Here is a 14,793-nt window from a genome sequence, read left to right on the forward strand (position 1 = left end):
ACGCACCGGCTACCCGATCGGTTCCGTCCGATTCGCGAAAATCTTCCCGAGGTCTCGGGCAGCGCTACGTCAGCCGCGCAGGCGCAGCCCGAAACGCCAGATCAGAACGGTCGCGATGGCCACCCCGAGAAGCCACAGCCCGGCACCGTCGACCACCGCCGCGACGCCGTGCTGCAGGGTTGCGATGTCTCTCCCGCCGGGCGTATGCCGGTGGACGAACCCGACGCCGGGGAAGACCTCCCGGTCGGCGTCGACCGGCACCAGGACCCAGATGCCGGCCAGCGGCACGGTCTGGCCCACGATCCACCAGCCCGTCTCACGCCAGTCGCGGCGGTGTCGCCACCGATCCATCAGGGGGCGTCGGACCGTGGGCAGCAGTGCCGCAGAGACCGAGCACAGCCCCATCCAGATCAGCACCTGCAGACCCACCACCGCCACCGAGATCGGCAGGAAGCGGTGCGGCGCGAGAAACCAGGTGAGCACGCCGGTGGCGACGCCCATCGGCACGCCGATCACCAGCAGCAGACTCACGTTACGGACCAACACGGCACCGGCGACGCTGCGCAACCTCAGCCTTCCCTGGCTCAGCGGCGCCAGATCACAGAACATGTTCGTGGTCGCGGAGTCCGCCAGCACGAACGTCGCGAAATAGGTCATGATCACCGACACCCTGTCGGTGCGGCCGTAGTCGAGCGGCTGTATCACCAGCCAGGCGAAGGCGAGCACCACGTTGAACACGACCCCGGCCCAGACCCGCGGCAACGTCCGCACCTCGACGACCGTCTGGCCCCACAACGCCCGCAGTGCACGGACTAACGGGTTCCCGGAGCGGGACAGGTCGGCGGTCACGGATCCGATCATATGGACCAGGGCGGACGGTGCCGCGACGCTCGCCCCCGCTTGCACGCGCCGAGGCACACCTCACCGGCCCACGGCGACCGCGGCGGCGTACTATGCCAAATACATGCAGCGGCGCTTGTTTTTATCGACGGCAGCGCCGTACCCTGCGAGACGCACAACGAGAGGTGACGATCCACATGGCCCGACGTCGTTCCAGCTGGATGGACGAGGAGATGGACCAGCTCCGCGAGATGGCCGACGCCTTCCTCGCCAAGGAGCTGACTCCGAACATCGAGAAGTACGCCGAGCAGCACCACGTCGACCGCGACCTGTGGAACAAGGCCGGTGAGGTGGGCCTGCTGTGCCTGTCGATCCCGGAGGAGTACGGGGGCGGCGGCGGCGACTTCCGCCACGAGGCCGTGCTGATCTCGGCGCAGGCCCAGGCGTTCGACACGTCCTGGGGCGTGTCGCTGCACAACGGTATCGTCGCGCACTACCTGCTCTCATACGGCACCGAGGAGCAGAAGAAGACCTGGTTGCCCAAGATGGCCTCGGGCGATGTGGTCGGCGCGATCGCGATGACCGAGCCCGGGACCGGGTCGGATCTGCAGAGCATCAAGACCCGGGCGATCAAGCAGGGCGACGAGTACGTCGTGAACGGCTCCAAGACGTTCATCACGAACGGGCAGCAGGCCGACCTGATCATCGTAGTCGCGAAGACCGACCCGACGCAGGGTGCCGCGGGCATCTCCCTGGTGCTGGTCGAGGCGGACCGCGAGGGGTTCCGCCGCGGCAACGTGCTCAACAAGATCGGCCAGAAGGGCCAGGACACCTCGGAACTGTTCTTCGACGACGTCCACATCCCCGCCGGCAACCTGCTGGGGACCCAGGAGGGTCAGGGCTTCATCCAGCTGATGCAGCAGCTCCCCCAGGAACGCCTCATCATCGGTCACGCGTGTGCGGCCGGCATGGAGGTCGCCTTCGAGGAGACCCTGCGCTACACCAAGGAGCGCGAAGCGTTCGGGCGCCCCATCTTCGGATTCCAGAACACCAAGTTCAAGCTCGCCGAGGCGATCACGGAGACGACCATCGCGCGCGTCTTCATCGACGACTGCATCGAGAAGCACGTGAAGGGTGAGCTGGACATCCCGACGGTGGCGATGGCCAAGTGGTGGACCTCCGACCGGGCGCAGCACGTCGCCAGCGAGTGTCTGCAGCTGTTCGGCGGCTACGGCTACATGGCGGAGTACCCCGTGGCACGGTTCTGGGCGGACAACCGCGTGCAGATGATCTACGCGGGTACGAACGAGATCATGAAGGAGATCATCGCCCGCACCCTGTAGCGGTCACGATCTCGGTCGGCGAGCGCCGGCATCCTCCGCACGAGGATGCCGGCGCTCCGTCGTATCGATCCTGACCCGGTCGGCGACTCGCGGGGTCAACGCTCGAACGGCACCAGCGGCCGCTGCACCGCAGGGACGACGAGGGCGACGATCCCCCGTACGACCCCCTTCAACACGTCGATGTTGTCGAAGTAGTCGCGCCACAGGATGATTCGGCCGTCGGAGACGTCGAACCGGCCGCACACCCAGAATCTCGCCCGCACAGGTCCGAACCGCAACTCGTCGACGCGCTCCGTGAGCACCGTCCCGGCACCGTCGGCGGCGACGGACCGCACCTCGACCCCGAACCCGAACACCGGCCGTTGCAACAGATTCAGCACCCGCGCCGCCTGCCGACGGCCACGCAGCGTCGGCAGCCCGACGTTCGTGTAGACCACGTCGGTGGCGAGTGCCTCCAGCGCCCCGGATATTCGGCGTCCCGCCATATCGGCCAGGAAACCGAGCACCACATCCCGATCCGTCACCGCTCCCGCAGTCATAGCGCCAGGATACCGGCGTCGCACGCGGCGACCACCCGCGCAACGGAATCCGACCGGAGTATCTGTCGGACCCCAGGAATATCATCTGCTCCATCGCCATTCGCGATGTGAAGGGGGGCAGACGGATGTCTGACGGTAAGGGTGAGGGTGCGAGGACGGGAACTACTCTCGGTCCGTATGTGATCGGAGGTCTCCTCGGGCGGGGCGGCATGGGCGAGGTGTACCGAGCGCACGACGAGAGACGCGACCGCGACGTCGCCCTCAAAGTCCTCCACGCGTCTCTCGCCGACGATCCGGAGTTCCGGAAGCGGTTCACCCGGGAGTCGCGGACCGTCGCGCGCCTCGCCGACCCGCACGTGATCCCGATCCACGACTTCGGCGAGATCGACGGCGTCCTCTACATCGACATGCGTCTCATCGAGGGGCAGAACCTCGCCGCCGCTCTCCGCCACGGACCGTTCCCGCCGGCCCGCGCGGTCGATCTGACCGAGCAGATCGCGGGCGCCCTCGACGCCGCCCACGCGCAGGGCCTGGTGCACCGGGACGTGAAGCCGGCCAACATCGAACTGACCGCGTCCGGCTTCCCGTACCTGCTCGATTTCGGGCTGGCCGTCACCGACCACGAGGCGCGGATGACCTCGGCGGGCACGTTCGTGGGCTCGCAGGCGTATGCGGCACCCGAGCGGTTCGACGGCGACTCGGCGACCCCGGCAGGCGACGTGTACTCACTCGCCTGCGTCCTGTACGAGATGCTCGCCGGGCACCCGCCCTACGAGGGTAAGTCGCTCGGTGTCGTCCTGAAGAAGCACCTCACGCAGGACGTCCCGCGCCCGTCCAGCGCTGCCGACGTCTCCCCCGCGATGGACGACGTCATCGCGCGCGGACTGGCGAAGGACCCGGCGGAGCGCTACCCCGACTGCGGCTCGCTCGCCGCCGCTGCCCGCAGTGCGCTTACACAGAGGTCCGGCAGCGCGGTCGCCGCCGGCTCCGATCCGTACGGGGACACCATGATCCGTCCCGCCCCCGAGCCGACCGTCGGCGTCGACTCCTACCCGACGACGGCGCTCTCGCAGCCCGGCCTCGGCTCGTACCCGGGTGTGTCTTCTCAGCCCGGCCCGGTCTCGCCCGGCGGCGCGAGCCGGCCGGTGCAGCCGGTCGCGTATCCCTCCGCGCCGCAGCGACGCAGCAACGTCGTGCCGGTGCTCTCCGGCGTCGCAGCGGCGCTGGTCATCGTCGTCGCACTGCTCGGATACCTCGTCGTGCTGAACAAGAAGCCGCGCCCGCAGCCGGCGTCGAGCGCAGGACCGGTCGTGCAGACCACCACCGTTTCAACCCAGGCTCCGCAGGTCACCGCAGCGCCGGGCACGGTCACGGTCGCCCCCGGCACCGTGACAGTCACGCCGAACACCGTGACCGCCGCCCCGACCACCACGGACACCGACTACGCCGCCGAGCTGGTGAGCCGGGCGTCGGCCGACAAGCCGTACGTCCTGGCCGCGCTGAACGACCACTGGGTGCCCGCCCTCTCCACGAAGTGGGTCGGTCAGCAGTTCGACGGTCGGACCTGGGATGCCTCGGCGATCCTCACCGAGGTCAGCCAACTCACTCAGCGGTTCGGGTACGTGCGGGTCCTCTATTCATCCGACTGGAACGAACTGTCGGGCCTCCCCGGGGAGCCGGCGTGGATGACGGTCGCGGCGCTCGCCTACTCGGATCCCCAGGACGCGTTGCAGTGGTGCCTTCAGCAGGGCTTCGACAACCAGCACTGCAACGCGTTCTACGTCTCCGACACCGCCCAGCCGACCGACCCGATCGTCAAGACGAATCCCTGACGAGAGCTCCGCCGAACCTCCGGCGGCGCTACCCCGAGTTCCGCAGGGCGGTCGCCAGGCCGTTCATGGTCAGCAGGATCCCGCGCTGGACCTGCGGGTCGGGGTCTCCGGCGCGGTAGCGGCGCAGCAGCTCCACCTGCAGGTGGTTCAGCGGCTCGAGGTACGGGAACCGGTTGAACACCGAACGCCTGAGCGCCGGGTTGTCCGCCAGCAGGTCGTCGGTCTCGGTGATCGCGAAGTACATCCGGATGGTCCGGGTGTGCTCCTCTGCGATCATCCCGAACACTTTGTCCCGCAAGGCCTTGTCCGCCACCAGCTCGGAGTACCGGGCGGCCAGTCCGAGGTCGGACTTCGCGAGCACCTGCGCCATGTTCGACATCACCGTCTGGAAGAACGGCCACTTCTGATACAGCTCGCGCAGCTGCTGCAGCCGACTCGCGTCACCGTCGACCCATCGCTCGAACGCCGCGCCCGTGCCGTAGAAGCCCGGCAGCATCACCCGCGACAGCGACCACGACATCACCCACGGGATCGCACGCAGGTCCGAGATCTTCTGCGTCTGCTTCCGCGAGCTGGGCCGCGAGCCGATGTTCAGCGAGCCGATCTCGGCGACGGGAGTCGACGTGGTGAAGTACTCGACGAAGCCCTCGGTGCGGTGTACCAGGTCGCTGTAGGCGTCGCGGGCGAGCACCGCCAGTTCGTCGAGGATCCGGTACGCGTCCTCGGCATCCTCGCCCAGCCCCTCGGTGTCGAGCAGCGACGACTCGAGGGTCGCCGCGACCAACGACTCGAGGTTGCGCCGTGCCAGCGTCGGCTCGGCGTACTTCGCCGCGATGATCTCGCCCTGCTCGGTCAGCCGCAACGAGCCACGGACCGCGCCCGGGGGCTGCGCCAGGATCGCCTCGTAGCTCGGCCCACCACCGCGCCCGACGGTGCCGCCGCGCCCGTGGAACAGCCGTAGGGTGATCCCGGTCTCCCGAGCCATCTTCACCAGGTCGAGTTCCGCGCGGTACAGGGCCCAGTTGGCGGCCAGGTAGCCGCCGTCCTTGTTGGAGTCCGAGTAGCCGAGCATGACCTCCTGCAGCATGCCCTTGGATTCCACCAGCTGCCGGTACTCCGGCACCGCCAGCACGGCACGCATCGTCGGTGCGCCCTGCTGGAGGTCCTCGATGGTCTCGAACAGCGGGACGATGTTCAGCGGGCAGACGAGCCCCGGGACCGGAACCGGCGAGCTACCTGACGCGGCGCCGCCGTCGTCACCGCGCCGCAGCAGCCCCGCCTCCTTGAGCAGAACGGCCGCCTCGAGCATGTCCGACACCGACGTACACATCGAGATGATGTAGTTCGGGATCGCAGCGGGCCCCAGGGCCCGAACGGCCCGCGCGCCCGCCGCGAGGATGCCGAGTTCCTTGGTCGTCTGCGCGGAGAACTCGGCGCCGGGCCCCACCAGGGGCCGACGGGTTCGCAGCTCGGCGATGAGCAGCGCGACCTTCTCGTCCTCGTCGAGCGCCGCGTAGTCGGGGTGCACACCCGCCCAGGCGAACAGCTCGGCGATGGTCTCCTCGTGCACGTCGGAGTTCTGCCGCATGTCGAGGGACGAGAGGTGGAATCCGAATGTCTTCACCGCCTCGCGCAGCGCCAGCAGGCGATCGTCGGCGATCAGTCCGTCGCCGCCGGCACGCAGCGAGGCGTCGACGATGTCGAGATCGGCAAGCAGCTCGGCCGGGGCGGTGTAGCGCTCGGCACCGAGGTCGAGGCGACCGTCGAGTTCCTCCGCGACGAGTTCGTCCGCGGTGGCCGTGAGCCGGGCGTGAATCCAATTCAGCGCCCGCCGGTACGGCTCGTCGGCGCGGCGGGGTGAGTCGTCGAACGCGGCGAGCGCGAGTAGTTCATCGGAGACGTCCGTGAGCCGGATCGACAGTGCCAGCTCGCGTTCCAGCTCGAGCACCTGCCGCAGGTAGTGAACAAGCACAGTTGCGGCCGCGCTCTGCGTGGCCATCTCCACGACATCTGCGGTCACGTTCGGGTTGCCGTCCCGATCGCCGCCGATCCACGAGCCCGGACGTACCATCGCGTCCTCGAGCAGATCGACACCGGGGTACATCTCGCGGAGCCGGGTGCGCAGTTCACGGTTCAGCTGCGGCATCACCTCGAGGAACGACGCCTCGAAATACCGTAGGCCAGAGACGATCTCATCCTGAATCCGCAGTCGCTCGAGCCGCACCAAGGCCGTGTCCCACAGCGTCAGGATCTGCCGCCGCAGCGCCAGGTCGACCTGCGCCTCCTCACGCCCGTCGAGGTCGGTGCGGTCGCGGTAGCGCATCAGCTCGGTGATCCGGTGCTGCGTCTCGAAGACGGTACGCCGGCGGGTCTCGGTCGGGTGCGCGGTGATCACCGGCGCGACGAGTGCGTGCCGCAGCGCGTCGGCCACGTCCGACGGTGCCAGGTCCGCATCCGCGAGCAGCCCGTACGTCGCCGCGAGCGACGACGCCTGCGGCGGCTCGCCGGCGCGGACATGGATCGCGCGGCGCCGCTCCCGATGCAGATCCTCGGCGAGGTTCGCCAGCAGCGCGAAGTGGCTGAACGCGCGGATGACGGGCACCGCCTGATCCGTCGGTAGGCCACTGAACATCTCCGCCAGCTCGGCGCGGTCGATCTCCGAGCGCCGCACCCGGAAGGACTCGACGCGCGCCTTCTCGACGAGATCGAAGATCTCGGTGCCCGCATGCTCCCGTACGGTATCGCCGAGGATTCCGCCGAGCAGGCGGATGTCCTCGCGGAGTGGTTCGGTGGCGGCGCGATCCGGGACGGCTGTCATGCGGAACAGTATGCCGTCGCACGACCGATGTCTCAGCACGAGCACCGCGGCAGGTGATCCGGGGGCTCGTCCCGCTCCCTCGCTCGGCTGCTACAGCGGACACACGACAGCGCCGCGGGCCGTGTCCGGCCCGCGGCGCTGTGTCGTCGATCAGGTCAGCTGCCGAGCTTGATGCTCAGCGTCACGCCGATGATGCACACCGTCCAGATGATGCCGACGAAGATGGTCAGCCTGTCGAGGTTCTTCTCGACCACCGACGATCCCGACAGCGAGGACTGGACGCCGCCGCCGAACAGCGACGACAGACCACCGCCCTTGCCCCGGTGCAACAGCACCAGCACGACGAGCAGCAGGCTCAGCACGATGAGCGCGATGTTCAGCGACGTCCGCAACGTTTCCACGGTCGATGAGTCTACCTTCCCGGCTCGGTCCGGCCGTTACAGCGGCCCGCCGGCGGCGATCGCCGACAACGCGGCGAACTCCTCCGGCTTCAGCGACGCGCCGCCCACGAGGGCACCGTCGACATCGGACTGGGCCACGATCTCACCCACGTTCTTGCTGCTCACCGAACCCCCGTAGAGGATTCGGATGCCTGCTGCCACGTCGGCGCCGCCCAGCTCGGCGAGCGAGGCCCGCACTGCGGCGCACACCTCCTGCGCGTCGGCGGGCGTGGCCACCTTGCCGGTTCCGATGGCCCACACCGGCTCGTAGGCGATCACGATCTTCGCCAGCTCGTCGGCCGTGAGCCCGGCGAGCGAGCCCTCGAGCTGCGCGACGTTGTAGGCCACCTGCGTGCCCTGCTCGCGGATCTCGAGGCCCTCGCCGATGCACACGATCGGAGTCAGGCCGTGCCGCAGGGCCGCCTTGGTCTTGGCCAGCACGATCTCGTCGCTCTCGCCGTGGATCGTGCGCCGCTCGCTGTGCCCGACCACGACGAAGGTGCAGCCGAGCTTGGCCAAGAACGCACCGCTGATGTCACCGGTGTACGCGCCGGAATCGTACGGCGAGACGTCCTGCGCACCGTAGGTGATCAGCAGCCCGTCACCGTCGACGGCGGTCTGCACCGAACGCAGGTCCGTGAACGGCGGGATCACCGTCACGTCGACGTGCGCGAAGTACTTCTCCGGCAGGGCGAAGGCGAGCTTCTGCACCACCGCGATGGCTTCGAGGTGGTTGAGGTTCATCTTCCAGTTGCCGGCGATCAGCGGCTTGCGGCTCATCTGCTTGCTCTTCCTCAGGGGTTCGGTTCGGACAGGACGGCGAGACCGGGGAGCTCTTTGCCCTCCAGGTACTCGAGCGATGCACCGCCGCCCGTCGAGATGTGGCTGAAGCCGTCCTCGTCGAGGCCCAGAGTGCGCACCGCCGCAGCCGAATCGCCTCCGCCGACGACTGTGAACGCGCCGCCGCCGGTGGCCTTGATGACCGCCTGCGCGATGCCCTTGGTACCTGCGGAGAAGGCCGGGAACTCGAACACGCCCGCCGGGCCGTTCCAGAACACCGTCTTCGCCTCGGTGAGTACCGCCGCGAACCGCTTCACCGACTCGGGGCCGATGTCCAGGCCCATCCAGCCGTCGGGGATCTCGGAGGCCGGCACCGTCTTGGACTCGGCGTCGGCCGCGAACCGATCTGCGACCACCACGTCCTGCGGGAGGTGCAGCACGTCGCCGAACTCGTCGAGCAGGGCCTTGCACACGTCGATCTGGTCCTCCTGCAGGAGCGAGGTACCCACTGGAAGTCCTTGCGCCGCAAGGAAGGTGAACGCCATCCCGCCGCCGATCACCAGCGTGTCGACCTTGGGGGCCAGCGCCCGGATCACGCCCAGCTTGTCGGATACCTTGGAGCCGCCGAGCACCACCGCGTACGGCCGCGACGGGTTCTCGGTGAGCTTTCCGAGCACGCGCACCTCGGACTCGACGAGGGTGCCCGCATAGTGCGGCAACAGCTTCGCGATGTCGTAGACGGATGCCTGCTTGCGGTGTACGACGCCGAATCCGTCGGACACGAACGCGCCGGGGCCGGCGTGCGAGGACGCGTCGACGAGCTCTGCGAGGGCCCGCGCAAGGCCGGCGCGCTCGGCGTCGTCCTTACTGGTCTCGCGCGGATCGAAGCGGACGTTCTCGAGCAGGAGCACGTCACCGTCGGTGAGACCTTCGGCGCGGGCCAGGGCGTCCTGGCCGACCACGTCGCCGGCGAGCTGGACGTTGCGGCCCAGTTGCTTGGCGAGTTCGGCCGCGACAGGTGCGAGCGAGAACTTCGGGTCCGGCTCGCCCTTGGGGCGGCCGAGGTGGGCGGTGACGATCACCTTGGCGCCGGCCTCGGCGAGCGCCTCGAGCGTGGGGACCGACGCGACGATGCGGCCCGGGTCGGTGATGACCCCGTTGTCGAGGGGCACGTTGAGATCCGAGCGGACCAACACCGTGCGCCCCTCGACTCCGCTCTCGATCAGTTCGGAAAGCGTAGGGACAGAAGACATTACAGGGACTTACCCACCAGCCCGGTGAGGTCGACGAGGCGGTTGGAGTAGCCCCACTCGTTGTCGTACCAGGAGACCACCTTGGCCTGGTTGCCGATCACCTTGGTCAGGCCCGCGTCGAAGATCGAGCTGTGCGGGTCGGTGACGATGTCGGAGGAGACGATCGGGGCATCGTAGTACTTGAGGATGCCCTTGAGCTTGCCCTCGGCCGCGGCCTTCAACGCTGCGTTGATCTCGGTCGCGCTCGCCGTCTTGGAGAGCTCCGCGGTGAGGTCGGTGACCGAGCCGGTGGGGATCGGGACGCGCAGCGCGTATCCGTCGAGCTTGCCCTTGAGCTCGGGCAGCACCAGGCCGATCGCCTTGGCGGCGCCGGTCGACGTGGGCACGATGTTGATCGCGGCGGCGCGGGCGCGGCGCAGATCCTTATGCGGGCCGTCCTGGAGGTTCTGATCCTGGGTGTACGCGTGGATCGTGGTCATCAGCCCCTGGACGATGCCGAACTCGTCGTTCAGCACCTTCGCCAGCGGGCCGAGGCAGTTGGTGGTGCACGAGGCGTTGGAGATGATGTTCTGGCTGCCGTCGTACTTGTCGTCGTTGACGCCCATCACGATCGTGATGTCCTCGCCGCTCGCGGGCGCCGAGATGATGACCTTCTTGGCACCGCTGTCGATGTGGCCCTGGGCCTTCTCGCGAGCGGTGAAGATGCCGGTGGACTCGACGACGACATCGACGCCGAGGTCGCCCCAGGGCAGCGCCGCCGGGCCCTCGCGGACCTCGAGCGCCTTGATCACCTGGTCGCCGACCTTGATCTCGTCACCGGTCGCGACGACATCCTGATCCAGGCGTCCCAGGATGGAGTCGAACTTGAGCAGGTGCGCGAGCGTCGCGTTATCGGTCAGGTCGTTGACCGCCACGATCTCGATGTCGGTGGTGCCCAGGGCCTTCTGGGCCTCGACTGCGCGGAAGAAGTTTCGGCCGATCCGACCGAACCCGTTTACGCCAACCCGAACCGTCACTTGAGAAGCTCCTTAGTTTGGTGGTGCCTGGTCCGATCACCTTATCGTGTGCCGCCGCCACATCGCCTGGGACGTGCACACGTCGCCGACGGTCGGGAGGGTACGGACGCAACCGGGCGCCACCACAGGCGTCGGGAGTCGCTGGGCACGAGGTTTCGGGCACACCGCGGAGTCGCCCGCGTACGCCGTCAGCCCTCCTCGAGCATCTCCGCCGTGACAGCCGACTCGGTGTCGGGGACACCGTCCTGCGCGGCCCGCTTGTCCGCCATCGACAGCAGGCGCCGAATCCGGCCCGCGACAGCATCCTTCGTCATCGGCGGGTCGGCGAGCTGGCCGAGTTCCTCGAGCGAGGCCTGCCGGTGCTCCACTCGCAAGGCCCCCGCCTGGGCGAGGTGGTCGGGCACGTCGCTGCCCAGGATCTCCAGCGCGCGTTCCACCCGGGCGGCGGCGGCGACCGCCGCCCGCGCAGAGCGGCGCAGGTTGGCGTCGTCGAAGTTGGCGAGGCGGTTCGCGGTCGCGCGGACCTCACGGCGCATGCGCCGTTCCTCCCAGACCAGGCGTGTGTCGTTGGCGCCCATGCGGGTCAGCAGCGCACCGATCGCGTCACCGTCGCGCACCACCACTCGGTCCGCGCCGCGGACCTCGCGAGCCTTGGCCGTCACGCCGAGCCGCCGGGCGCAGCCGACCAGCGCGAGGGCCACCTCGGGGCCCGGGCACGAGACCTCGAGTGCGCTGCTGCGCCCGGGCTCGGTGAGCGAGCCGTGTGCCAGGAAGGCGCCACGCCACGCCGCCTCGGAGTCGCCCACTGAGCCGCCGACGACCTGAGCGGGCAGGCCACGGACGGGCCGCCCACGGAGATCGAGCAGGCCGGTCTGGCGGGCGAGCGCCTCGCCGTCCTTCGCCACACGCACGATGTAGCGCGCCGCTTTGCGCAGGCCTCCCGCACCCAGCACGTGCACGTCGGAGTTGTAGCCGTACAGATCCAGGATCTCCTTGCGCAGACGGCGGGCGATGATGCCCATGTCCACCTCGGCCTCGACGATCACGCGGCCACCCTGGATGTGCAGCCCGCCGGCGAACCGGAGCAACGCCGCCACTTCGGCGCGGCGACTGCTGACCTGGGTGATCGACAGCCTGCTCAGTTCATCCTTGACCTCGGACGTCAGGGCCACGACGGGGGATCCTCCTCGGGTGAATATGTTGGCTAGCGATCTGTTCGCTGACGTGCAGCAATTTGTTCACTATACTTCACATCGCGTATCGCCTCGGCGAGCGCGACGACGTCGTGCTGGTGCGTGCCCGGCACGGAGACAGGGACGAAGTGTGCCCGCGCCCCGAACAGCGCAGTCGCGCGCATGAGGTGCTCGCGGTCTCCATCCGACGGCACCGTGTCCACGTCCACGATGATGTCGTCGAACTGTAGTCGCTCTGCGTGCGCCGCGAGGACGTGCAGGTGCCGCTCGGCCGAGAAGCCGCCCGTCTCCCCCGCCTCCGGGGCGAGATTGAGGATCAGGATCCGCCGGGCTCGGGTCGCCTCGAGCGCCTCCAGCTGCGCCGGCACCAGGACGTGTGGGATCACGGAGCTGAACCACGAGCCGGGCCCGACGGTGACCACGTCCGCGTCGAGGATCGCGCGGATCGCCTCCGGGCACGCATCCGGATCGGGCGGCATCAGCCGCACCCGGCGTACCTTGCCCGGCGTTGACGCCACCGCGACCTGGCCGCGGATGACGCGGGTGAGCCGAGGGTCCTCCTCGAGCCCTGCGACGTCGGCCTCGATCCGCAGCGGTCCCGGCACCATGGGCAACACCCGCCCCTGGACGCCGAACCGCTGCACGAACGCGTCCAATGCCGCCACCGGATCGCCCAGCACCTCGCACAGTCCGGCGAGCACCAGGTTGCCGATCGGGTGCCCGGCCATCGCCCCACCGCCGCCGAACCGGTGCTGCAGTACCTCCGCCCAGAACAGGCCGTCCGGGTCGTCGAGCATCAGCGCGGCGAGCGCCATCCGCAGGTCGCCCGGCGGGATGATCCCGAGCTCGTGGCGGAGCCGGCCGGACGAGCCACCGTCGTCGGCGACGGTGACGATGGCCGTGATGTCGCGCGTCAGCCTGCGCAGCGCCTGCAGCGTCGCGAACAGCCCGTGGCCGCCGCCCAGGGCGGCTACGCGGAGCTCCCCGCGCGCCGGGTCGCCTCCCGCGGTCACTCCAGCCCCAGGTCCCGGTGCGCGGCGCGCACCTCGAGGTCCGACCTGTCCGCGAGCCGTCGTGCGAGTTCCTCCGTCATCGCGACGCTGCGGTGCTTGCCGCCCGTGCAGCCGATGCCCACGGTGAGATACAGCTTGCCTTCGCGGCGGTAGCCGTCCATGACGGGTTCGAGGAGTTCCAAGTACGTGTCGAGGAATCCGCTCGCGCCCGACTGCGCCAGGACGTACTCCGCGACCTCGCGATCGCGGCCGTTCTTGGGGCGCAGCTCGGGCACCCAGTACGGGTTCGGCAGGAACCGCACGTCCAACACCATGTCCGCGTCGAGCAGGATGCCGTTCTTGAACCCGAACGACTGCACCGTGATCGACAGCAATCCGTTGCGGGGGCTCGAGAACGCGCTCTCGATGGACTCCCGGAGCTTCGCCACCGACAGAGTGCTGGTCTCGATCACCAGGTCGGCCGTCGAGCGGATCGGTTGCAGGATCTGTCGCTCCGCCGCTATACCCTCGGCCAACGTGCCGCCACCCTGCAGAGGGTGGCGTCGCCGCACCTGCTCGAAGCGGCGGATCAGGGTGGCATCGGAGGCGTCGAGGAACAGCACGCGCGGCTCGATGTCCTTCTCGGCGAGCTCACGCCGGATGTCGGCGAAGTCGCCGGTGAACGTCTTGGAGCGGACGTCGGTGACGATCACGAGCCGTGGGATCCGGGACTCGTCGGCCAGGCTGATATCCACCATGTTGCTGATCAGGGCAGGTGGGAGATTGTCGGCGACGTACCAGCCGAGGTCCTCGAGCACCTTAGCCGCGGTCCCCCGACCAGCACCGGACAGACCCGTGACCAGCAGCACATCCATCGGGCCGTCGCTGCTGTTGGCGCCGATGGTGCGCTCGTCGTTCCGCGTCTCCCGGCCCACTCCCCGATTCCCCTCTCAGCCGACCCAAGCGCCGTCCAGAGTAGTCTGTGCGGCGCCGCCACTCTCGACAAGTTCGACAGGCTCACGGTCAGGTCGACGGTAACATCGCGCCACCGTCCGCGGTGTCGTCCGAACAGAGGGCGTCCCGTCCCGATCTCGCGACCTTCCGTCGAACACATCCCGCCGAATCGCGTTCGCGCCACGTAGGTGTCCGTGACCCACCTTCCCAGTGACCCGTCTTCCGCGCGACACAGCGCCCCACGACGATTCGTGACCTACCGTGGCAGCGTGAGCACATTGAAGATCGGTGCCGCGGCGTTCACCGCCCTTGCGGTGGTATCGCTGGCCGTACCGCGTACCGCCGAATCACAGCCCGCGATCGCGCTCGCCGCCTACTCCGCGCCCGGGACCGAGGGCCTCACTCCCGCCCTCGCCGCGGCCTACACGGCCGCGTATCAGCAGGCCCGCCGTGACGGTGTGCCGCTCCGGATCACGTCCGGGAGGCGGTCGTGGGCCGAGCAGGAGCAACTCTGGAAGCAGGGCATCGCGAAGTACGGCAGCGCGGCGGCGGCTCGCCGGTGGGTTCTGCCGCCGTCGGAGTCGACCCGTGTCACCGGCCACGCGATCGACGTCGGACCGGCTGCCGGTGGGAAATGGCTGGCGGCCAACGGAAGCCGCTGGGGCCTGTGCCGAGCGTATGCCAACGAGTGGTGGCACTTCGAACTACTGACGACGCCCGGCGGCACCTGTCCGCCGCCGCTGCCGGACGCCTCCGAGCGCTGACGGCCACGGTCCGACCGGCGCTCGCCGGT

General features: G+C 69.0%; 13 protein-coding genes. 3 read left to right on the top strand and 10 right to left on the bottom strand.

Annotated features, from left to right (window positions below):
- Positions 1-69 precede the first annotated feature (69 nt).
- Entirely contained in the window at positions 70-849 is a 780-nt protein-coding gene (locus tag ABD908_RS00480) for a hypothetical protein (protein ID WP_344989341.1), read from the bottom strand.
- Between the two features lie 188 nt (positions 850-1,037).
- Here ABD908_RS00480 and ABD908_RS00485 point away from each other — a divergent pair, with 188 nt between their 5' ends.
- Entirely contained in the window at positions 1,038-2,183 is a 1,146-nt protein-coding gene (locus ABD908_RS00485) for an acyl-CoA dehydrogenase family protein (protein ID WP_344989344.1), read from the top strand.
- Positions 2,184-2,278: 95 nt separating this feature from the next.
- On the opposite strand, the gene ABD908_RS00490 is transcribed toward ABD908_RS00485, so the two are convergent.
- A complete protein-coding gene (locus ABD908_RS00490; RefSeq protein WP_344989347.1) occupies positions 2,279-2,722 on the bottom strand; it encodes a limonene-1,2-epoxide hydrolase family protein in 444 nt (147 codons plus the stop codon).
- 179 nt (positions 2,723-2,901) lie between these two features.
- Between ABD908_RS00490 and ABD908_RS00495 the strand changes: the two genes are divergently transcribed.
- Complete coding sequence (locus tag ABD908_RS00495) at positions 2,902-4,554, top strand: serine/threonine-protein kinase (RefSeq protein WP_344989350.1); 1,653 nt, start codon at positions 2,902-2,904, stop codon at positions 4,552-4,554.
- A 28-nt stretch (positions 4,555-4,582) separates the two neighbouring features.
- On the opposite strand, the gene ppc is transcribed toward ABD908_RS00495, so the two are convergent.
- The 8 genes from ppc to rapZ all read right to left on the bottom strand — a co-directional run bounded on the left by ppc (position 4,583) and on the right by rapZ (position 13,921).
- Positions 4,583-7,372, bottom strand: coding sequence for a phosphoenolpyruvate carboxylase (gene ppc / locus ABD908_RS00500; RefSeq protein ID WP_344989353.1), 2,790 nt, complete (start codon positions 7,370-7,372; stop codon positions 4,583-4,585).
- A gap of 155 nt (positions 7,373-7,527) precedes the next feature.
- Complete coding sequence (secG, locus tag ABD908_RS00505) at positions 7,528-7,764, bottom strand: preprotein translocase subunit SecG (RefSeq protein WP_344989484.1); 237 nt, start codon at positions 7,762-7,764, stop codon at positions 7,528-7,530.
- A gap of 45 nt (positions 7,765-7,809) precedes the next feature.
- Positions 7,810-8,592: a triose-phosphate isomerase gene (gene tpiA / locus ABD908_RS00510; RefSeq protein ID WP_344989356.1), complete on the bottom strand. Its 783-nt coding sequence runs from the start codon at positions 8,590-8,592 to the stop codon at positions 7,810-7,812.
- Positions 8,593-8,606: 14 nt separating this feature from the next.
- A complete protein-coding gene (locus tag ABD908_RS00515) occupies positions 8,607-9,845 on the bottom strand; it encodes a phosphoglycerate kinase (RefSeq protein ID WP_344989359.1) in 1,239 nt (412 codons plus the stop codon).
- The gene (gap, locus tag ABD908_RS00520) at positions 9,845-10,861 is read right to left on the bottom strand and encodes a type I glyceraldehyde-3-phosphate dehydrogenase (RefSeq protein ID WP_344989361.1); all 1,017 of its coding nucleotides are present in this window, start codon (positions 10,859-10,861) and stop codon (positions 9,845-9,847) included. The genes ABD908_RS00515 and gap overlap by 1 nt, the downstream gene beginning before the upstream one ends.
- A 188-nt stretch (positions 10,862-11,049) precedes the next feature.
- Positions 11,050-12,033, bottom strand: coding sequence for a DNA-binding protein WhiA (gene whiA, locus ABD908_RS00525; RefSeq protein ID WP_344989364.1), 984 nt, complete (start codon positions 12,031-12,033; stop codon positions 11,050-11,052).
- Positions 12,034-12,065: 32 nt separating this feature from the next.
- The gene (locus tag ABD908_RS00530; protein WP_344989367.1) at positions 12,066-13,067 is read right to left on the bottom strand and encodes a gluconeogenesis factor YvcK family protein; all 1,002 of its coding nucleotides are present in this window, start codon (positions 13,065-13,067) and stop codon (positions 12,066-12,068) included.
- The gene (gene rapZ, locus ABD908_RS00535) at positions 13,064-13,921 is read right to left on the bottom strand and encodes an RNase adapter RapZ (protein WP_344989487.1); all 858 of its coding nucleotides are present in this window, start codon (positions 13,919-13,921) and stop codon (positions 13,064-13,066) included. Before rapZ ends, ABD908_RS00530 begins: the two co-directional genes overlap by 4 nt.
- Before the next feature lie 348 nt (positions 13,922-14,269).
- Here rapZ and ABD908_RS00540 point away from each other — a divergent pair, with 348 nt between their 5' ends.
- On the top strand, positions 14,270-14,764 hold the full coding sequence (locus ABD908_RS00540; protein ID WP_385920381.1) for a M15 family metallopeptidase: 495 nt from the start codon (positions 14,270-14,272) through the stop codon (positions 14,762-14,764).
- Positions 14,765-14,793 lie beyond the last annotated feature (29 nt).

This window comes from Tsukamurella soli, assembly GCF_039541155.1.
In the GTDB taxonomy this organism is placed as follows: domain Bacteria; phylum Actinomycetota; class Actinomycetes; order Mycobacteriales; family Mycobacteriaceae; genus Tsukamurella; species Tsukamurella soli.